Below are 20,575 nucleotides of genomic sequence, written 5' to 3'. Positions count from 1 at the left end.
CGCGTCGGCCGCCGATGAGTGGTCGGCGGCCCTCGCGGACATCATGGCCATCGCCCACTGCCGTAGTTGCGGCCACGTTCTTTCGCTCCAGTGGAGCGATCAGCCCCTGCATGCATGCATGCAAGCGCCACACCAAGACGATGCGCTTGTCCTCACTGCTGTGGCATGCGCAGTGCGTTTGTCCAGAGTCGGGTGAGGGTCTGCACCAGTGTCTCGAAGGGGACGGGCTGGTCGGCTGCGAAGGTGACATACGTTATGCGGCTCACCATGGCGCTGAGGGCACGGGCGGTGATGTCCGGGTCGAGTGCCGGATCCGCGAGGCCGGCCCAAATCCTCTACCGCCCGCTGTTCTGGACCTCCTTCATGCTGGCCGACTGGATCATCGACAACGCCTGGCTGGGCGCCCGCACCGCCGTCCTGTCGTCCGCGTCGAGCAAGACCGCCTACGGTGCGGCCTTCCTGCTCCAGGGCAGGGGGTGCGAGGTCGTGGGCCTGACATCGCGGCGCAATGTCGCCTTCACCGAGAGCCTGGGCTGCTACGACCGGGTGCTGGCGTACGAGGACGCCTCCCGACTCTCCCCCGAACCCAGCTTGTACGCCGACTTCGCCGGCGACGAGGCCCTGACCGCCGCGCTGCGCGCCCACCTCGGCGACGCCCTGGTGCACCATGTGGTCGTCGGCGTCACCAACCAGCAGCCCGGGCCCGCCGGCACCCTGGCCGAAACGGGACCGGGCATGTTCTTCGCACCCGACCAGATGCGCAAGCGCATCGGCGACTGGGGACGCGAGGGCCTGGACCGCCGCTTCGCCGACGCATGGCGGCGCTTCGCCCCGGTGGTCGAGGGATGGGTCGACGTCGTCCACAGCCAAGGCCCGCAGGCGCTGAAGCAGGTGTGGCACGAAGTCCAGTCCGGAAGGACCGCCCCACGCACCGGTCACGTACTCGTTCTCTGACAGGGCTCCCCAACGATCCCACCGTCGCCCGGAGCTCCGTAGAGAATTCTCACCCCCTCTCGCCGTACAGCGTGCTCTGGTAGCGGCGGCCCGACGACAGCGTCTCCAGCCGCAGCCCTCGACGGGCCCCGCCGGCGCTCAGTGCGCTGTTCTGTGTCTCGCATCCAAAGGGGAGAAAAGCTGAGCCCCCGCATCGATAAGCAAGAACGTCATCACACACTGCGAGGTAGGCCGTGAAACGCCCGATCTTCAACGCCGACCATGAGGCCTTCCGCGCCTCCGTGCGCGAGTTCCTGTCCCGCCGTGTCCGCCCGCGCACCGATGAGTTCATCACGGCCGCCGCCCTCCCGCGCGACATCTGGATCGCAGCAGGCCAGCAGGGGTTCCTCGGGTTGGAGATCTCCGAGGCGTACGGCGGCTCCGAGGCGGGTGACTACCGGTACAACGCCGTGCTGGCCGAGGAACTGTCCAAGGTGGGCGCCGCGCTCGCCTCCTGCCTCGGCATCCACTTCGACATTGTTGCCCCCTACCTTGCCGACCTGACCACCGAGGAGCAGAAACAGCGCTGGCTGCCCGGCTTCTGCTCCGGGGAGATCGTCACCGCGATCGGGATGACCGAGCCCGGCGGCGGCTCCGATCTCGCGGCCCTGCGCACGACCGCGGTGCAGGACGGCAACGCGTGGGTGCTCAACGGCTCCAAAACCTTCATCACCAACGGCTACTCCGCCGACCTGGTGGTGGTCGCCGCCCGCACCAGCCCGGAAAAGAAAGCGCGGGGCATCACCCTCTTCGGCGTCGAGACCGGGATGGAGGGCTTCACCCGAGGCCGCAAACTCGACAAGGTGGGCCAGACCGAGTCCGACACCGCCGAGCTGTTCTTCAGCGACGTGCGAGTGCCGGACACCCATGTGATCGGCGAGGTCGACCAGGGTTTCGTCCACATGATGGAGCGGCTGCCCCAGGAGCGTCTCGGCGCCGCGGTCTCCAACATCGCGCACGCTGCGCAGATCCTCGAGGAGACCATCGAGTACACCAGGGAACGCAAGGCGTTCGGCCAGTCCATCGGCTCGTTCCAGCACAACAAGTTCCTGCTCGCCGAGCTGGTGACCAAGATCGAGGTGTCCCAGGCCTATGTCGACCAGGCCGTGATGTCTTACGTCCAGGGAGAGCTCACCGCCGTGGACGCGGCCAAGGCGAAGTGGTGGTCCGCGCAAGTGCAGAACGAGGTGCTCGACGCATGCGTCCAGTTGCACGGCGGCTACGGATTCATGAACGAGTACCGCGTGGCCCGCGCCTGGCGGGACGCCCGGGTCACCAAGATCTGGGCCGGTTCCAACGAGATCATGAAGGAGCTCATCGGGCGCGAACTCGGGCTGTGACCGCCTGCAGGCCTCCCACGCGCCATGCCCGCCCTCACGACGTACTTCCACGAAGGGCGACCTTTTGACTGCAGTGGTGGCCGGTGGCGCCTCGCGGCCGCCGCGTCCGCGCCCCAGATTTTCGCTTCGGTCGTAGCCGTCCTCGAAAAGCCACAGGAACGTGCCCCCTGCATGCAACTCGCAGCCTCTCCGAGTGAAAACGCCATGAAGGGCGCGTAAAGTGGTGAAAGTGCCGTAATGCATCGCGGACCGGCGCTGGAGGCGGCGCACATGACAGATCCTTACGGCTTCCTCAGGACCCCGCGTAGGCCCAGCGGGGCACGCCCCGTCGAGGAACGGTTGAACGACTGGAACGAGGTCCACGCAGGGCAGCCGCTGCTTCCTCTCGTGTCCCAGCAGGCAGGGCGCTGCATGGACTGCGGCATACCCTTCTGCCATAGCGGCTGCCCGCTGGGGAATCTCATCCCGGAGTGGAACGCGTATGCGGCGCGTGGCGACTGGCGCGCCGCAGCCGAGCGGCTGCACGCGACCAACAACTTCCCCGAGTTCACCGGGCGGCTGTGCCCGGCACCGTGCGAGGACGCCTGCGTACTGGCCGTCAACGCCGATCCAGTCACGATCAAGAACGTCGAACAAGTCATCGCCGACCAGGCCTGGGAGCGGGGGTACGTACCACCACGGCCGCCAGAGCGGCTGAGCGGGAAAGCCGTGGCCGTCATCGGGTCGGGACCGGCTGGACTGGCGGCAGCTCAGCAGCTCACCCGGGCCGGCCACACCGTTGCCGTGTACGAGCGCGCCGACCGCATCGGCGGGCTGTTGCGCTACGGCATTCCCGATTTCAAGATGGAGAAGTGGCAGCTGGACCGCCGTATCGAGCAGATGAAGGCCGAGGGCACGAAGTTCCACACCGGCGTTCGGGTCGGCAGCGACCTGGACGCCACCGAGCTGTGGAGGCGCCATGACGCGGTGATTGTCGCCGTCGGCGCAACGGAGCGGCGAGAACTGCCTGTTCCCGGTCGCGAACTGCGCGGCATTCATCAGGCGATGGACTACCTCACCCTGTCCAACCGGACCAGGCAGAGCGACTGCACCTCGCCTCCCCTCACCGCCGAGGGGAGGCACGTGGTGATCGTCGGCGGCGGGGACACCGGATCGGATTGCCTGGGCACCGCGCTGCGTCAGGGTGCGGCCTCCGTGACGCAGCTGGACATAAACCCCGTGCCGGGCGACACCCGGCCCGAGACCGAGCCGTGGCCCGTGTACCCGAAGGTCTACCGGATCTCCCACGCCCATCACGAGGCCCGGGAGCGCCACGGCACGGATCCGAGGGTCTTCTCCTGCGCCACCTTGAGCTTCGAAGGGGAATCGGCGGGCCACGTCCGCGCGGTGCACCTGACGGAGGTGGAGTCGGCGTCCAGAAGGACGCTGCCGGGCACCGAGCGGACGATACCGGCCGAGCTGGTGCTGCTCGCCCTCGGCTTCTGTGGCCCCGAGCGGGGCAGCGGCCTGATGGAGCAGCTCGGGCTCACGGTAGACGGCCGGGGGAACTTTGTCCGGGACACCGCCTTCGCCGCCGCGTCGGCGGAGCAGCGGAAGCGGACCGGACGTACCGAGGCGGAGGGCGTGTTCATCGCGGGCGACGCGGGACGCGGCCAGTCGCTGGTGGTGTGGGCCATCGCGGAGGGACGGGCCGCGGCGGCGGCCACCGACCGCTACCTGACCGGCTCCACGGTGCTCCCGGCCCCGGTCTCCCCGGCAGACCGCCCCCTGACTGCGTGACTCTCCTCTGATCGTTCATCAACTCTCCGTAGCGCACCGGAGTTTGATGGACAATCGGCTTCGAGTGGCAGCCCGGCAGTGGATGACGGAGACTCGGAGATGATGATTCGCGACCGGAGGAATTCTTTTCAGGGGTTCGCATGGAAGAAGAATCTGTCGAGGTTCTGACGCCCGCGCCGGATGGATCCGCATCTGCCGAGCGCGGATACGCCGGCCCAGTGACCGACACCGAAAAGAACTTCGCCGAAGTGCTGGCGGAGGTTGTGTGCGTCGAACGGGTGTCGGTGGACAGCCACTTCTTCGACGACCTGGGTGCGAATTCCCTCGTCATGGCTCATTTCTGCGCGAAGGTCAGGAAACGAGCGGACCTTCCGTCGGTCTCGATGAAGGACATTTACCGGAGCCCGACGATCCGAAGTCTCGCGGTGGCACTAGAGGAAACGGCCCCCGCCGCTGCGGAACCGGCTATTCCGGCGCAGATCCAGGCGGTGGAACCGGCTGGCACGTTGCGGTACGTCCTTTGCGGAACGGTTCAGTTGCTGCTGTTCCTCGGCTATTCGTTCCTGGCAGGAATCGTCACCGCCCGGGGTTACGAGTGGGTCTCCGACGGCTCGGGGCCGGTCGACATCTACCTGCGTTCGCTTCTCTTCGGTGGCGCCGTCTTCGTGGGTCTGTGCGCCTTCCCGGTCGTCGCCAAATGGATCCTGATCGGCCGGTGGAGAGACCGTGAATTCCCGGTCTGGGGGCTGACGTATCTGCGCTTTTGGACCGTCAAGGTTCTGCTCCACGCCAACCCGATGATCTTCTTCGTCGGCAATCCCCTGTACGTGCTGTACCTGCGGTCACTCGGAGCCCGGATCGGCAAGAACGTCACGATCCTCTCCCGCACCGTTCCGGTCTGTACCGACCTGCTCAGCATCGGCGCCGGTACGGTAATCCGCAAGGACTCGCACTTCCTGTGCTACCGCGCGCACGCCGGACGTATCGAGACCGGCCGGGTCACCCTGGGCCGGGACGTGTTCGTCGGCGAGAAGACCGTCCTTGACATCGACACGTCGATGGGGGACGGCGCGCAGCTTGGCCACACGTCGGCGCTGTACGTCGGCCAACGGGTCCCGGACGGCGAGCGCCGGCACGGATCTCCCGCCCAGCGCACCGAAGTCGACTACGTGAGGGTCGCTCCCACGCACTGCGGCACGCTGCGCCGTGCCTGGTTCGGCCTGCTCACCGTGGGCCAGTTGTTCCTGCTGTACGTGCCGCTGACGGTTGGGGGCATGTACATGCTGCTGACCGAGGTCCCGGCGCTGAACGACGTCCTCGCCCCCGGCACCGTGGGCTTCACGTCGCCGGCGCTCTACCTCGACGCGCTGATCGTCTCCCTCGTGCTGTTCTTCGGCTTCGTCGTCGTCGGCCTCGCCACGTTGCTCACCGTTCCGCGCCTGCTGAACCTGGTGATGAGGCCCGACAGGATCTATCCGCTGTACGGCCTTCACTACTCGGTTCACAGGGCGATCACGCGCCTGACGAACGTGCGGTTCTTCCTCTGGCTCTGCGGTGACAGCTCCTACATCGTCGACTACCTGCGCGGTCTCGGATACGACCTGTCGCGAGTGGAGCAGACCGGGTCGAACTTTGGCTCGGACGTGCAGCACGAGACCCCCTACCTGGCCTCCGTGGGCAGCGGAACGATGGTCGCCGACGGGCTTTCCATCATGAACGCGGAATTTTCCAGCACGTCATTCCGCGTGTCCCGGGCGTCGATCGGGCCGCACAACTTCCTGGGAAACCACATCGCCTATCCCTCGGGCGCGAGGACCGGCGACAACTGCCTTCTCGGGACGAAGGTGATGGTTCCTCTCGACGGCCAAATCCGGGAAGGCGTCGGACTTCTCGGCTCCCCGTGCTTCGAAATTCCCCGCTCGGTGGAACGCGATTCCCGGTTCGACCATCTGCGGACCGGAGAAAACCTGCGCCGGAACCTCGCCGCGAAGAACCGCTACAACATTCGCACCATTGGCTTGGGCCTCTTCGTGCGGTGGCTTCATTTCTTCTTCGTCACGGTACTCGGACTCGCCGCCGTCGACCTGCACGGCGTACTCGGACAACTGGCGATAGCCGTGTCGCTGGTCCTCGCCCTCCTGTTCACCGCGGCCTATTTCGTCCTGCTGGAGCGCGCCGTCACCAGATTCCGCCCGCTGCAGCCCCGGTTGTGCTCGATCTACGACCCGTACTTCTGGTGGCACGAGCGCCTGTGGAAGGTGCCCGACCACTACCTGAACGTATTCAACGGCACTCCATTCAAGAACGTGATCTGGCGGTCGCTCGGAGTCCGGCTCGGCAACAGGGTGTTCGACGACGGCTGTTATGTGACGGAGCGGACGCTCACCACCATCGGAAGCGATTGCACGCTCAACGCCGGAAGCAAAATCCAGTGCCATTCACAGGAGGACGGCACCTTCAAGTCCGACCACAGCGCGATCGGAGCCGGTTGCACCATCGGTGTCGGTGCCCTCGTCCACTACGGCGTGACGATGGGCGACGGCGCGGTGCTCGCCGCCGACTCCTTCCTGATGAAGGGCGAGGACGTGCCGCAGCATGCTCGGTGGAGCGGAAATCCCGCCGTGGAGTCGCGCACTGGCCACGACGATCCCGCGACGCGGCGACGGTGAGCGGAGGGAGAACGGGCATGCGGACCGAGGCCGGCCGGAAGTTCTGGAGCGGTGTGCTCACCGCCGGTGGATCCACCGCGCTCCCGCGTTGGGCGCCGGATCCGGTGCCGGGGATCGCCACGCACGAGGCGACGGTCCCGGACGACGTCGCGGCGGCGTCGCACCGGCTCGCCGAGGATCTGGCGATGCCGTTCACCACGGTGGTGCTCGCCGCGCACACCAAGGTGCTCGCGGCGCTGTCCGGCGACCCCGAGGTCAGTACGGGCTACATCGCCGTCGAGGGCGGCTCGCCGCTGCCCTGCCGGCTGACGACCGCACCGGACTCGTGGCGGGAACTGCTGGTACGGACCCGCCGGGCCGAGTTGGAAATGCTGGCGCACAAGGACTTCCCGGTCGACCAGCTCAGCCACGAGCTGCGCCTGGCCGGACCGTCGACCGAGGCGGTGTTCGATCCGGTCGACGGCGACAGTGACCTCCCCGGACACGTCGTACTAGGGCTCGGCTTGTCGCGAGACAGCGAGAGGCTCGCACTGCGGTTGCGGTACCGGACCGACGCGCTGGACGCTGACGCCGCCGGCCGGATCGCCGGCTACCACCTGACCGCGCTCGCGCTGATCGCCGCCGATCCGGACGCGGTGCACCGGCGGCAGAGCCTGCTCTCCGCCGAGGAGCTCCGGTTCCAGACCGAAGGACTGGCCGGGCCGCACCGGGACCTTCCGGACCGCAGGGTTCACGAGCTGTTCGAGGAGCGGGTACGGGCCCACCCGGAGGCCGTCGCGGCCGTGCACGGCGACCACCAGTGGACGTACCGGGAGCTCAACGAACGAGCCAACCGGCTCGGACGGGCCCTGCTGGCCAGGGGGTTGCGGCGCGAAAGTGTCGTAGCCGTGGTGACCGAGCGCAACCTGGACTGGATGGCCGCCGTTCTCGCCGTCTTCAAGGCCGGCGGGGTGTACCTGCCCGTCGAGCCGCACTTCCCGGCCGAGCGCATCGCGGCAACGCTGTCCCGCGCCGGGTGCGCGCTCGTGCTGACCGAACGCGGCGGCACCGCCACGCTCGACCAGGCACTCGGCTCGCTGTCCTCCGGCCCGCAGGCTCCCGGCTCGCCGCCCGGAGTGCGCAAGCTTTACGTCGACGAGGCCTACGCCGAGAACCAGGCCGGCGCCGACCTCGGCGTCCGCGTGACAGCGGACCAGGCGGCGTACATCTACTTCACCTCCGGCTCCACCGGCGAGCCCAAGGGTGCGATGTGCGAACACGCCGGCATGCTCAACCATCTCTACGCCAAGATCGACGACCTGGAGATCGGCGAGGGCCAGGTGGTCGCCCAGACCGCACCCCAGTGCTTCGACATATCGCTGTGGCAGCTTCTCTCCGCGCTTGTGGTGGGAGGGCGGACCCTGCTGGTCGAGCAGGAGGTGATCCTGGACGTCCAGCGGTTCGTGCACAGGATCGCGGACGGCCGGGTCACGGTCCTTCAGGTCGTGCCGTCCTACCTCGACGTCGTACTGTCCTGCCTGGAGCAGCGCCCCCGAGAGCTGCCGGACCTGCGGTACGTATCGGCCACCGGCGAGGCGCTGAAGAAGGAGCTCGCACAGCGCTGGTTCGCTGCCGTGCCGGGGATCCGGCTGGTCAACGCCTACGGGCTGACCGAAACCTCGGACGACACCAATCACGAGGTCATGGACCGGGTTCCGGACACCGAACGGGTGCCGCTCGGCCGATGTGTCAACAACGTGCGTGCCTATGTCGTCGACGAGTACCTGTCACCGGTGCCGCTCGGGGCCCCCGGCGCGATCGTCTTCTCCGGCGTCTGCGTCGGTCGCGGGTACGTCAACGATCCCGAGCGCACCCGGCAGGCCTTCATGACCGATCCACACGGCGCCGGCCGGCGCCTCTACCGAGGCGGCGACTACGGCCGCTGGCTGCCCGGCGGCAAACTGGACTTCCTCGGCCGCCGCGACAGCCAGGTCAAGATCCGTGGCTTCCGGATCGAAATCGGCGAGATCGAGAACACCCTGCTGCGGGTGCCCGGTGTCCGCGACGGTGCGGTGGTCGTCGCCGAGCGGCCCGACCGCAGCAAGCACCTGGTGGCCTTCTGCACCGGCCCGCGGCCACTCGATGCCGGCGTCCTGCTGAACCGGCTGCGCGAGTCGTTGCCCGCGTACATGGTCCCGTCGGCCGTCCACCGGCGGGAAAGCCTGCCGGTGACCGCCAACGGCAAGACCGACCGGAAGACCCTGACGGCGCTGGCCGCCGAACTCGACACGGCCGGCGACGACCGTGGCGCGCCGATGACCACGGCCGAGCCGATGACGCCGGCCGAACAGCGGCTGGCGGCCGCCTGGGCGAAGGTGCTCGGCATCCCGCAGCACCGGATCGGACGGCTGGACCACTTCTTCGACCTGGGCGGCACATCGTTGTCTGCGGTGAAGCTGGCAGTCGCCCTGGAGCGTGCGGTGTCCCTAAAGGACGTCGCACGTCGCCCGGTGCTCGCCGACCTGGCCCGGCTGCTCGAGGGCGGATGCGAGCGGTCCTCCGGTCTCCTGCAGCCCTTGTCGGCACCGGACGGTGCCGGGACCGGCGCCCTCCTCTGCTTCCCCCACGCCGGCGGCGGCGCGGTGAGCTTCGAGCCCATGGCCAGGGCCCTGCAGGGCAGTGGACCGGCGGTGTACGCCGTCGAGCCGCCGGGCCACGACGTGACCGCCGACGGCGGCCTCTTCGCGTCGCTGGCGCAACTGGTGGAGGAGGTCAGTGACGAAATCACTCGCCTCGGCCTGACCGGGATCCTGCTGTGGGGCCACTCTTCGGGTGCCGCGCCGGCGTTGGAGACGGCGAGGAGGCTCACGGAGCGCGGGACCGGCGTCCAGCGGGTGTTCGTTGCGGCGCAGTTGCTCGGTGACGCCGCCGGCCGGCGTGCGGCCGTAACCGAGCTGACCGGGCGGAGCGACGACCGGATCGCCGCCGAACTGGGCGCGGACAGCGGCTACCCCGGGCTCGGTGGGCTCGATGCCGGGCAGGCCGAGCGCGTCGCCGCCGCCTACCGGCACGACGTGGTTTCCGCCCATCGCTATTTCGCGGATGTCCTGGACAGCCCGCCGACGGTGAAGCTGTCCGCACCGGTCACGGTGGTCGTGGCCGCCGACGACCCGATCACCGCGGGGTTCCGGGAGCGGTATGGCGACTGGCAACTGCTGGCCGACCACGTCGAATTGCACGAACTCGCCGACGGCGGTCACCTCTTCCCGCGCACCCGCCCGGCGGAAGCGGCGAAGGCCGTGCTGCGCGCCGCCGAATGGCCGGCTTCCCTTACGCAACCGACGTAACCGACGCAACCGAAGTGACGCGACCGACGCGAGTCGAAAGGAGAACGAGATGCCGATCTCATTCACGGCGTCGCCGCTCGACCTCGACCTGGGATCCGGCAAACCCCCGGTGCTGAGGACCGGGCCCACAGGTGACCCGCCGCACTTCGCGGCGGAACACCGCGACGCCCTGCACGCCCTCGTTGCCGAGCACGGTGCGGTCTTGGTACGCGGCCTGGGTCTCCGCGACGCGGACGAGACAGGCACCGTCTTCCGGCGGCTGGCCAAGACCCTGATGGCAGAGAAGGAGGCCTTCGCGCCCCGGCGGGCCTACGCGCCCAGCGTCTACTCCTCGGCCCAGTGGCCGCCGAACCAGCCGATGTGCATGCACCACGAACTGAGCTACGCCCTTGAGTTCCCCGGCTTGATGCTGTTCGCGTGCCTCGGCGCGCCCGCCGAGGGCGGGGCGACCGCGGTGGCCGACTCGTCGGCCGTACTGGAGGCGCTGCCCGCCGAGCTGGCCGATCGGTTCGAGCGGGAGGGCTGGCTGCTCACCCGCAGCTACAACGACGAGATCGGGGCATCCGTGGCCGAGGCGTTCGGCACCGACGACCGCAGCGCCGTCGAGAGCTACTGCCGCGCCAGCGCCATCGAGTTCGCCTGGCAGCCGGACGGCGCACTGCGCACCAGGCAGCGCCGCAGCGCTGTGGTGCGTCACCCGGCCACCGGCGCACGCTGCTGGTTCAACCAGATCGCGTTCCTCAACGAGTGGACGATGGCCCCCGAGGTGCGCGAGTACCTCGTGGACGTCTACGGCGCCGACGGGCTGCCGTTCAACACCCGGTTCGGAGGCGGCGATCCCATCGGCGAAGACGTCGTGCAACTGCTCAACAAGATCTACGAGGACAACACCGAACGCGAGCCGTGGCAGGCCGGCGACCTGATGATCGTCGACAACGTCCGCACCGCGCACAGCAGGGAGCCCTACGAGGGACCCCGCGAGGTGCTCGTCGGGATGGCCGACCCGGTGCGCCTGGCCGACTGCTCGCCGACCGTGGAGGTGACCACGCGATGACCACCAGGCGTTCCCCCGCGATTGAACTGACCCTGCGCGAGCCGGTCGGCGCGCCGACGTTCGCCGTCATCTCCGGCGCCCAGGTCGAGGGCGTGCTGCAGGGGCGCGAGAAACAGATCGTGGAGCTGGTGGAGGCCACGTACCGGCTGCACAGCGCCGGTGACTGCGTGAACCCGCCGTCCTACTTTCTGCGGTTCCCTGACCGCCCATCCTCCCGGATCATTGCGCTGCCCGCCTCGATCGGGGAGCCGATGGGGGTGGACGGCCTGAAGTGGATCTCCAGCTTCCCGGAGAACGTGGTGGCCGGCATCCCGAGGGCCTCGGCGGTGCTGATCCTCAACGACCATGGCACCGGCTACCCGTTCGCCTGCCTGGAAGGCTCCATCATCAGTGCCACCAGAACGGCCTCCTCGGCCGCCCTGGCAGCCCAGTGGCTCAGCAACGGCCGACCGCGCCCGACCCGCGTCGGGTTCGTCGGTGCGGGTCTGATCGCCCGCTACATCTACGACTTCCTCGCAGCCACCGGCTGGTCGTTCGACGAGGTCGGCGTGCACGACGTGTCCGCCGACAGCGCGGCCGGGCTACGCTGTTACCTGGAGCAGTCGCGGACCACCGGCCGGATCACCGTGCACGACAGCGCCGAAGAGCTGATCCGCTACAGCGACCTGGTGGTCTTCGCCACCGTCGCCGGGCAGCCCCACGTCAAGGACCTGTCGTGGTTCGAGCACAACCCGCTGGTGCTGCACGTGTCGCTGCGCGACCTGGCACCGGAGATCATCCTCGACTCGGTCAACATCGTCGACGATGTCGAGCACTGTCTCAAGGCCAACACCTCACCCCACCTTGCCGAGCAGCTCACGGGCAACCGGGACTTCCTGCACGGCACGCTGGACGACGTGATGGCCGGACGGGTGACGGTCCCGAGGGACCAGCCGGTCGTGTTCTCGCCCTTCGGCCTCGGGATTCTCGATCTGGCGGTGGGCAAGTACGTCTACGACGAGGTGGCCCGCTCCGGAGGGCTGCACGTCGTCGACGATTTCTTCCACGAACTGCGGCGTTATGGATGAGCAGCCGAGCGCCGCTTCTTCGCGCTCCGGCGCCCCGCGAGGAATCCCATGAACCACTGGGCCCCGACAGGCCCGTCTATTCACGGAGCCGCAGGACTGCCACCACCAACAGACGTCCGAGACTGCTCCGCCGCAGATCAGGAGGCCATCGTGCCAGTCATATCCGTTCCCCAGGCCTTCAATGAAGAGGACCTCTACGTCGACCTCCAGCCGATCTTCGGGCCCTCGCTCTTCCTGAAGTGTGAGGGCTTCAACTTCGCCGGCTCGATTAAACTGAAGACCGCGATCGAGATGGTCGAGACCGCCGAACGGGACGGCGTCCTGACGCCCGATTCCATCATCGTCGAATCTTCGTCCGGGAACCTGGGCGTGGCGCTGAGCGTGATCGCCGCGAGCAAGGGCTACCGGTTTCTGTGCGTGACGGACTCCCGCTGCAACCTGACGACGAGGCTGATGATGGAAGCGCTGGGCAGCCAGGTGCACGTCATCGCCACTCAGAACCCCCACGGCGGCTTCCTCGGCGCGCGGATCGACTACGTCCGCGCGCTGTGCGACTCCGACGAGCGGTACGTGTGGCTCAGCCAGTACACCAATCCGAGCAACTGGAAGGCGCACTACCGCAGGACGGCGCCGGAGATCGCTCGCGATTTCCCACGTCTGGACGTGCTGTTCGTCGGGGCCGGAACCACGGGCACCCTGATGGGCTGCGCTCGTTATTTCCGGGAGTGGCACCGTCCGGTGCGGATCGTCGCACTCGACAGTGCCGGCTCGGTGTCCTTCGGCGGTCCCCCCGGCCGCCGGATGATCCCCGGACTGGGCATGAGTATGCGTCCACCGCTGCTCGACGAGGCCTACGTGGACGAGGTCATCCACGTCGAAGAGGCGAACACCATCCGTGCCTGCCGCCGTCTGGCCAGACGCGGATTCCTGTTCGGCGGCTCCACCGGCACGGTGGTCAGCGGCGCGATGGGGTGGCTGGACCAGCACGACACCCGTGACCTCACCGCGGTGGCCATCGCCCCGGACCTCGGGGAGCGATACCTCGACACCATCTACCAGACCAATTGGCTGCAGGCCCTCTACGGCGAGGACATGCTCGACTCCGACGAGCCGCCGGTCGGTTCCCGGGCTGCCGACACCCACCCCCGCTGACGGGGCGCCGCAGCCGCCTGGCCGGCAACCCGGAACCGTGACCGGTGGCGCCCGCGGCGCCGTGCAGAGCCTTGAGGTGCTGTTCCGCCAGGTCAGAGCTGGGGCGCGAAGGGCGCCAGACCGGCATCGGCCCAAGTCAGGCGCCCTTCTCCGCCGCCGCCTCAGAACAAGCCGAGCTTCTTCGGGGAGTGGCTCACCAGGAGGTTTTTCGTCTGCTGGTGGTACACGCGCCTCATGTCGGCCGACCTGCGTGTTTACGGCTCATGGCGATGACCAGCGGGACAGTGGTCCGCGTATGGTCCGGATCTTGGTCTTGGCGAGTGGCACAGAACGGGCAAGTGGCCATTGCTGTCGTGGCGTTGACGGACGAGAGCGGAAACTCATCACTCATCAGTGGCACCTTCGACTGTGGGTACGAGGTAGGGCGGCGCCGCGCCCCGTCGCGCTGAGGCCCCGCCCCGGGCGGGAGGCCCGCACGAACTGACGTGAGCCCGCCGGATGTTAGTGCCTTGCCGTGCGGCACGCTTGATCTATGCGAACACTCTTCAGCGGCGAAGTGCACGTGGCCTACGGGGCAGATCTATGTCTGCAGCGACGACGGCCACTCCCTCGGAGATTCTTTCGCCGGGCAGCGGGCCGGGCTGTGCGGCGGGGCGGTGCCAGGCCATCTCTTTCTGCTGACTGGAATGCACACCGGCTCCGTCCCGTTCACCGTCGACCTGCACGAGACGGAACCGCCCCTGGACGCCGACGCCTGGGAGGACATCGTCGAGGTGTCGTTCCGACCCGTATCGGACAAGACCTATCTCGTGGAGTGGGACTACCTCTGGTATCCGCTCCCCCTCTCCGAGAGCTCGTACCGGGTCCGTTACCACTGCCGAGGTATGGACGAGACGCACAATGCGGTACGCGACGCGGGCGAACTCGTGCTGGATGAGTATCTGCTGCGATTCTGGCCGAGCCCGCCGGCCCCGGACCGCGTGGTCAAGGAAACCAGCCAAACCGCCGCCTATTGGCACGAGTTCGCGCGCAAGCAGCCCCCGGGCCCCACCCCCGAGGAGCATGCTGAGGCCGAGCGCCAGGCCCGCGAGGAGCAGGAGCACACCACGCTGCGACAGGAGATGGACGCGTGGGGCGGGCGCCTGCCCAGCGACCGACTGCGGAATGTCCGGGACAAGCTCCGGGGGGTCCAGGGCTATCTGGGAACCCGCTACACCTCCAACGGCAAATGCATCTGGACCGAGCAGCTCCTGCCGTAGTCAGTCGGCGATGTGCTCGCGGATGCCCCTCAGGCGTCCCCAGGCACAGAAGGGCGGCGACGAGGCGCCACGATCCCCATCCCTGCCGACCGGGCCGGCAACCGGGCCAAGCTCGGCTCCCGTGGCGACCGACTACCGCGCACGCCATGCCGTCGAGTGCGGAATCAACCGCCTCAAGAAATTTAGCGGCGATGGTGACTGTCGACGCAGGGCGGCTGCGTGGCGATCGACGTCGCAGGCTGGCGGGGGTTCGGGGTCGCCTGGCGCGTTCGGCGTGACCTGGGACATATACATTTATCGGTCGCCATGGGTAACTGGATGGCCTTGCCCCGCGCATCTTTTCACCGGTGCGGTCACGCCCACGGACTCCAGGAAGCCCCATGCGCCGCCGAATAGCCCCCGCCCCGTCCGCCGCTCTGGCAGGTGGTGCGCTCGCCGTGGGCGTCGGCGGGCTGTATCTCGCCGGGCTGCTGCTCACGGGCGGTGAGACCGACGCGGGTACGACCGTGTGGGGCCTGGACATCGGGGGTCTGAGCCGGGAGGAGGCCACACAAAGGCTGGAAAAGCACCTGTCGGCCATCGCCTCCCGGGAGCTGATCGTGAAGATCGGCGACCGCAGCGGCAAGATTGATCCGCGACAGGCCGGACTGACGTTCGATACCCGGCGGACCGTCGACCGGGCGCTGCACACCGGCGCGGATCCGGTCACTGTGATCGGCGGGTTCTTCCGCTCGGGCGGTGACGTGGAGCCGGTGGTCCGTGCCGACGAAGGCAGGACCCGCGCCGCGCTGGAAAAGCTGGCGAAGACGTACGACCAAACGGTGCGCGACGGCGCCGTCACCTTCGACAAGGGCAGGCCGAAGGAGGCCATGCCGCGCAGCGGATACGCCCTGAACGTGGACGCCGCGGTCGGCACCCTGCGTACCGCCTTCGCCGACGGCAAGGCCGGTGCCACCACGGTCCTGCCCACGCGCGAGACCAAGCCGAAGGTCACCGCGGAGGAGACCCGGCGGGCGATGCGCGAGTTCGCCGGCCCTGCCATGTCGGCGCCGGTCACGCTCACCATGGGCGGCGAGCGGATCACCATCAGCCCGGTCGTCCTCGGCGCTCACCTGAAGACGCACCCGGACCCGTCCGGCAAGCTGACACCGAAGCTCGACAGCAAGGGCCTGCGCGCCGCCCCCGAGGTCGCCCGTCCCCTCGCCGGCATCACCGGCCCCGCCGAGAACGCCGAGCTGAGGCTGGACGGTGACCGGGTCGTGGCGGAAACCGACGGCAAGGTCGGCCAGGAGGTCACGGACGAGGCGCTGGGCAAGGCCGTGATGCCGCTGCTCACCCAATCCGGTCCGGCCGCCCGCACGGGAGAAGTGGCCACGGAGAAGACTCAGCCGAAGGTCACCCGTGAGAACGCCGCGCAGCTGGGGCTGACGGAGAAGCTGTCCTCCTTCACCGTCGACTTCCCGCCGACCGAATACCGCAAGAAGAACATCGGCCGGGCCGCGGAACTCATCAACGGCTCCCTCGTGATGCCGAACGAGACCTGGAGCTTCAACCGGACGGTCGGCGAGCGCACCAAGGAAAACGGGTTCGTCGACGGCACCATCATCCTCAACGACCGGTACACCAAGGCAGCCGGCGGCGGGGTGTCCACGGTGGCCACCGCCGTCTTCAACGCGATGTTCTTCGCCGGGGTGAAGCCCGTGGAGTACGGCGCCCACTCCTTCTACATAGAGCGCTACCCGGAGGGCCGTGAGGCGACGGTCGCCTGGGGCAGCCTCGACCTGAGGTTCAACAACGACTCCGGCAAGGCCATATACATCCAGGCGCAGGCCACCGACAGCTCTGTGACCGTCACCTTCCTCGGCACCAAGAAGTACGACCAGGTGAAGGCGGCCAAGGGGCCGCGCACCAATGTGCGGCAGCCGGGGGAGAGGGCGGGGGCCAAGGATGAGTGCGAGCCCCAGACCCCGCTCGAAGGGTTCGACGTCACCGTGGAGCGGGTCTTCTACCAGGACGGCCGGGAAGTGATGCGTGAGCCGTTCCGTACGCACTACACCCCCCGTGACAAGGTGACCTGTAACTGACCTCATGCCGCGATCAGCGCCGAAGCTGGCGGAGCACGGCGAGCAGGTCCGTATCCACACCCAGCGAGTCGAGGAGCTGGACACCGACCGCCGCTACGACGTGATCGTCTCCGGCAGGCCCGCCGGCACCGGACTAACGTCCTGGCCAGCTGCCAGCGCCGGCGCCTACGCCATCGTGGCCGCGGCCGTCCTGGCCGAATCGGCCCTGCTGATCGGGGCGTTCATCCCCACCCTCACGCTGCTGCTCACCGCCGACGCCCTGGCATGCACCGGACAGCTCAGCCTTCCCATGCTGATCGCGACCGCCGCCTGCGCCGTCGTGGCAGGCGACTTCCTCGCCCACCGCACCGGACGCATGCTCGGTGAGCGCCTGGGCACCGGACGCTTCGAGCGCCGTCTTCCCGCCGCCGCAGGGCAGCGTGCCGAGGCACTGATGGCCCGCCGCGGCGGGCACGCCGCCTTCCTGGCCGTACTCTGCCGGTGCATGGGCACAAGATTCGGTGCGCGTCGGCCAGCGTGAAGCTTTCGTTCCACGAGCAGACCTCAAGCGATGCCAGATATCCGTCCTCAACGAACACCTGGACCTGGCCGGTGGTCTCTTCGTTCGCGCCGTACAACTCACAGTCGGCCACCACCTGCGTGCCCGTCGGGGTGGGTGCAGGGGCAGCGGCGCCGCCATCGACATTGAAGTACGTCGATCCGCAGCCGCACGCACAGCGCTTCTGTATTCGGAGGTGCCGTATCTGCGAACCGAGCGGGCGATCCGCCGGGCCACCCACGAAGCTCAAAACTACGTCCAGTACGTGGGCAACCTCATCAGGCAATCGCGGCATCCGTCACCCGGTTCAGCGCATGCCCCTCCCACGGCCTTCAGGAAAAAGGCCAAGCGGCACAGGTGAGGGCTATGAATCAGGGGCAAGCACTAGGGTTTGGCCTGTGCACGTACTTCTTGTGGAAGACGATGAGCCGGTCGCCCAGTCTCTGCGCCGAGGCTTGATCCGCTACGGCTTCGAGGTCGACTGGGTCTCCACAGGCGCGGCCGCGCTGGCTCACCCCGAGCCCTACGACGTCGTGCTCCTCGATCTGGGTCTGCCGGACACCGATGGTCTCGACGTCTGTCGGGCGCTGCGCCGGCGCGGTGACGTGCCGATCATTGTGATCAGCGCGCGCAGCGACGAGACGGACCGGGTCGTGGGCCTGGAGCTGGGTGCCGACGACTACGTGTCCAAGCCGTTCGGTGTCCGGGAGGTCATCGCGCGGATACGAGCGGTGATGCGGCGCATGCAGCCGCGTACCTCGTCGCAGAACGAGCCGGACCGCTATGGCACCCGCCTCACTGTCGACCGCAAGGCAGCGCGCGTCCGCCTGGACGGCAAGGAGGTCGCCCTGGCGCCCAAGGAGTACGACCTGCTGGCCTTCCTCACTGAGGAACCGGGAGCGCTGATGTCGCGCGAGCAGATCATGGAGGCGGTGTGGGACGCGAACTGGTTCGGGCCGACCAAGACGCTGGACGTGCACGTGGCGGCGCTGCGGCGGAAGCTGAACGGCGCGCTCACGATCGAGGCGGTGCGCGGGGTCGGCTTCCGCCTGGAGATCGTCAAGGACGGCGACGGCGGTAACGGCGCCTCATGAACCGCCAGCTCATCCGCAGCTACATCCTGCTCGTCGCAGTCGCCATCTTCCTGTTCACGGTGCCGGTGGCCTTCACCCTCACCAGCCAGCTGCGGGACGACACCCTGCAGTCCGTGCAGCGCGAGGCCAAGACCATGGCGTTGCTGCTGGGCAACGGCGAGAGCACCTCGTGCGACGCTCTGGAGAAGGTGGCCAAGGCATACGGCGGACAGACGCCCGGCAAGGTCCAGGTGACCCCCGTGGGAACCTGCGAGCCGGACCTGCCCGCGCCCGCGAAGGACACGGACCTGGCCCGCACCATGAAAGACGACCAGCCCACGAAGGACTGGGGCTCCGATTTCATCTGGGGCAGGCACTTGGTGGTCACCGTTCCGGTGCACGGGGAGTCCGGCCAGGGCTCGGTCATCGGTGCCGTACGGATTGTGTACGAGACCTCGGACATGACGTCCAGGCTGTGGCAGATCTGGGGTTTCCGGGCGGGCTTGGCGGTGCTCGTGCTGGCGGCGGCCGCGGTGATCGGCGCGTTCGCCGCCCGCCGGATCACCGCTCCCCTGCGTCAACTCAACGCTATGGCCAGCAAGTTCAGCGATGGCGACCTCACCGCACGCTCCCCGGTGACGGGCCCGCCGGAAACTCAGACCCTGGCACGCACCCTCAACCAAGGCGCGGAACGCCTGGACACGCTGGTCGCCTCGCAGCGGATCTTCGTGGCGGACGCGTCCCACCAACTCCGCACGCCGCTCACGGCGTTGCGTCTGTCGCTGGACAACATCGCGGACGGGGTGGACGAGGAGTTCGTACGCGAGGACGTGGAGCAGGCGACGGCCGAGGTGGTCCGGATGAGTCGGCTGGTCAGTGGCCTGCTGGTGCTGGCGCGTGCCGAGGCGAAGGTGACGGCTACGGAGCCGCTGTCGCTCGCGGACATCGTGGCCGAGCGTCTGACGGTGTGGAGGCCGGCCGCCGAGGAGCGCGGAGTCACTGTCGCGCTCAGGTGGAGCGCCGACGGCTGGCTGCTGGTGCTGACCAGCCCCGGTCATCTGGACCAAGTGCTGGACAACGTCCTGTCGAATGCCCTGGAGGTGTCACCGGACGGCGGGACCATCACCGTCCGGACGGAGTCCCGGGGCGACGCGGTACTGCTGTCGGTGCTGGACGAGGGCCCGGGAATGTCGGACGCCGAGAAGTCCCGTGCCTTCGACCGTTTCTGGCGCGGCCAGGGCCTGACCGGACGGTCCGGCTCCGGACTCGGCCTCGCCATCGTCAAGCAGCTGGTGACGGACGACGGCGGGATCGTGACACTGCGGGACGCTCCCGGCGGCGGACTGTGGGTGGAAATCCGACTTCGGGCGGCGGCCAGGAGCGGAGGCTGAGGCTCAGCCCTCGGGCATCGCCGAGGAGTGGTGGTTGACGATCAGCCACTTGTCGTCGGTCTTCTCGTAGACGTATGTGTAGCGGGCTTCCACGACGCGCTTCTCGCCGGTGCCGGGGTCCGTGAGCGTGAACTCGTACACGCCGGTGTCGATCGCGGAGTCGCTGTCCAGGATGTCGACGATCGTCTGGATCTTCTTGCCGACCGGCTTGTTCTGCAGGAAGTGGTCGAAGTAGTCGACGATCTCGGCCCGGTCGGTGCGGACCTTGTTGGAGACAGTGGGCAGGAGGACCGCGTTCTTCTCATACAGGTCGGCCACCTTGTCCGGGTCACCGGTCTGGAGCGCGGCGTTCCAGGTGTCGAAGAGCGCGGCGACCTGCTTCTTGCTCGTCTCCTTCGAGGACTCCTGGCCGGCCAGGCCGACTCCGGCGCTGACGGTGCCGACGGCGACGAAGGCGGTGGCGGTGACGATGACTGCGCGCTTGGTTATGGAACGACGGGTCATCGTTGTCTCCTGCGGTTGGAGGTGGGTCCTTCTCCCGCCGCGTGTTGTGCGGTGGGGAGTGACTCCAGACTCGCTTTCCGCTGGTTAGCGCCCGTGCAGCGGACGTCCAAGGCACAGACAAGACACGACCAATGTGCGTTGAGTGGACGGTGGATCCACGCGGTCACACCTGTGGTCGGGTGAAACAGAGCGCCGCCCGAACAGGTCCATGCCATGGTCGAGCGTCGCGCCAACACCGTGTCAGCCGAGTTGGACTCCCACCACCTCATCTACACCGCCATCCCCGACGCGTTCGCCACCGCGGTCCGGGCTTTCCTCATCAGCGTCTAGTGCGTTGGCCACGAAC

General features: G+C 68.2%; 14 protein-coding genes. 13 read left to right on the top strand and 1 reads right to left on the bottom strand.

Features of this window, described 5'->3' with window-relative positions; translation table 11 throughout:
- The first annotated feature begins 255 nt into the window (after positions 1-255).
- The 13 genes from J7E89_RS10320 (at position 256) to J7E89_RS10260 (ending at position 19,725) form a co-directional block, all read left to right on the top strand.
- A complete protein-coding gene (locus J7E89_RS10320) occupies positions 256-954 on the top strand; it encodes a DUF2855 family protein (protein WP_251060354.1) in 699 nt (232 codons plus the stop codon).
- A 233-nt stretch (positions 955-1,187) separates the two neighbouring features.
- On the top strand, positions 1,188-2,333 hold the full coding sequence (locus J7E89_RS10315) for an acyl-CoA dehydrogenase family protein (protein WP_214971628.1): 1,146 nt from the start codon (positions 1,188-1,190) through the stop codon (positions 2,331-2,333).
- 270 nt (positions 2,334-2,603) lie between these two features.
- Positions 2,604-4,112, top strand: a complete 1,509-nt coding sequence (locus J7E89_RS10310) for a glutamate synthase subunit beta (protein WP_214971624.1) — start codon at positions 2,604-2,606, stop codon at positions 4,110-4,112.
- Between the two features lie 140 nt (positions 4,113-4,252).
- On the top strand, positions 4,253-6,781 hold the full coding sequence (locus tag J7E89_RS10305) for a Pls/PosA family non-ribosomal peptide synthetase (RefSeq protein ID WP_214971620.1): 2,529 nt from the start codon (positions 4,253-4,255) through the stop codon (positions 6,779-6,781).
- A 17-nt stretch (positions 6,782-6,798) separates the two neighbouring features.
- The gene (locus J7E89_RS10300) at positions 6,799-10,107 is read left to right on the top strand and encodes an amino acid adenylation domain-containing protein (RefSeq protein ID WP_214971616.1); all 3,309 of its coding nucleotides are present in this window, start codon (positions 6,799-6,801) and stop codon (positions 10,105-10,107) included.
- Between the two features lie 49 nt (positions 10,108-10,156).
- A complete protein-coding gene (locus tag J7E89_RS10295) occupies positions 10,157-11,161 on the top strand; it encodes a TauD/TfdA family dioxygenase (protein WP_214971583.1) in 1,005 nt (334 codons plus the stop codon).
- Positions 11,158-12,228 carry a 2,3-diaminopropionate biosynthesis protein SbnB gene (gene sbnB / locus J7E89_RS10290; RefSeq protein WP_214971580.1) on the top strand — a complete coding sequence of 357 codons (1,071 nt, stop codon included), beginning with the start codon at positions 11,158-11,160 and terminating at the stop codon, positions 12,226-12,228. The genes J7E89_RS10295 and sbnB overlap by 4 nt, the downstream gene beginning before the upstream one ends.
- 150 nt (positions 12,229-12,378) lie before the next feature.
- Positions 12,379-13,380 (top strand): 2,3-diaminopropionate biosynthesis protein SbnA, encoded by a 1,002-nt coding sequence (sbnA, locus tag J7E89_RS10285; protein ID WP_214971577.1) that lies wholly within the window; start codon positions 12,379-12,381, stop codon positions 13,378-13,380.
- Between the two features lie 686 nt (positions 13,381-14,066).
- Positions 14,067-14,639 (top strand): hypothetical protein, encoded by a 573-nt coding sequence (locus tag J7E89_RS10280; protein WP_214971574.1) that lies wholly within the window; start codon positions 14,067-14,069, stop codon positions 14,637-14,639.
- Between the two features lie 380 nt (positions 14,640-15,019).
- Positions 15,020-16,723: a VanW family protein gene (locus J7E89_RS10275; protein WP_214971571.1), complete on the top strand. Its 1,704-nt coding sequence runs from the start codon at positions 15,020-15,022 to the stop codon at positions 16,721-16,723.
- A gap of 4 nt (positions 16,724-16,727) precedes the next feature.
- On the top strand, positions 16,728-17,243 hold the full coding sequence (locus J7E89_RS42030; RefSeq protein ID WP_214971568.1) for a DedA family protein: 516 nt from the start codon (positions 16,728-16,730) through the stop codon (positions 17,241-17,243).
- Positions 17,244-17,659: 416 nt separating this feature from the next.
- Complete coding sequence (locus J7E89_RS10265; RefSeq protein WP_214971566.1) at positions 17,660-18,355, top strand: response regulator transcription factor; 696 nt, start codon at positions 17,660-17,662, stop codon at positions 18,353-18,355.
- A complete protein-coding gene (locus tag J7E89_RS10260) occupies positions 18,352-19,725 on the top strand; it encodes a HAMP domain-containing sensor histidine kinase (RefSeq protein ID WP_214971563.1) in 1,374 nt (457 codons plus the stop codon). Before J7E89_RS10265 ends, J7E89_RS10260 begins: the two co-directional genes overlap by 4 nt.
- Positions 19,726-19,728: 3 nt before the next feature.
- Here J7E89_RS10260 and J7E89_RS10255 read toward each other — a convergent pair whose 3' ends face one another.
- Positions 19,729-20,229, bottom strand: coding sequence for an SgcJ/EcaC family oxidoreductase (locus tag J7E89_RS10255; RefSeq protein ID WP_214971560.1), 501 nt, complete (start codon positions 20,227-20,229; stop codon positions 19,729-19,731).
- Between the last annotated feature and the right edge of the window lie 346 nt (positions 20,230-20,575).

This window comes from Streptomyces sp. ISL-100, from assembly GCF_018614615.1.
Lineage (GTDB): Bacteria > Actinomycetota > Actinomycetes > Streptomycetales > Streptomycetaceae > Streptomyces.
The sequence above is the reverse complement of the archived record's forward strand: the minus strand, read 5'-3'. Positions and strand labels throughout refer to the sequence as shown.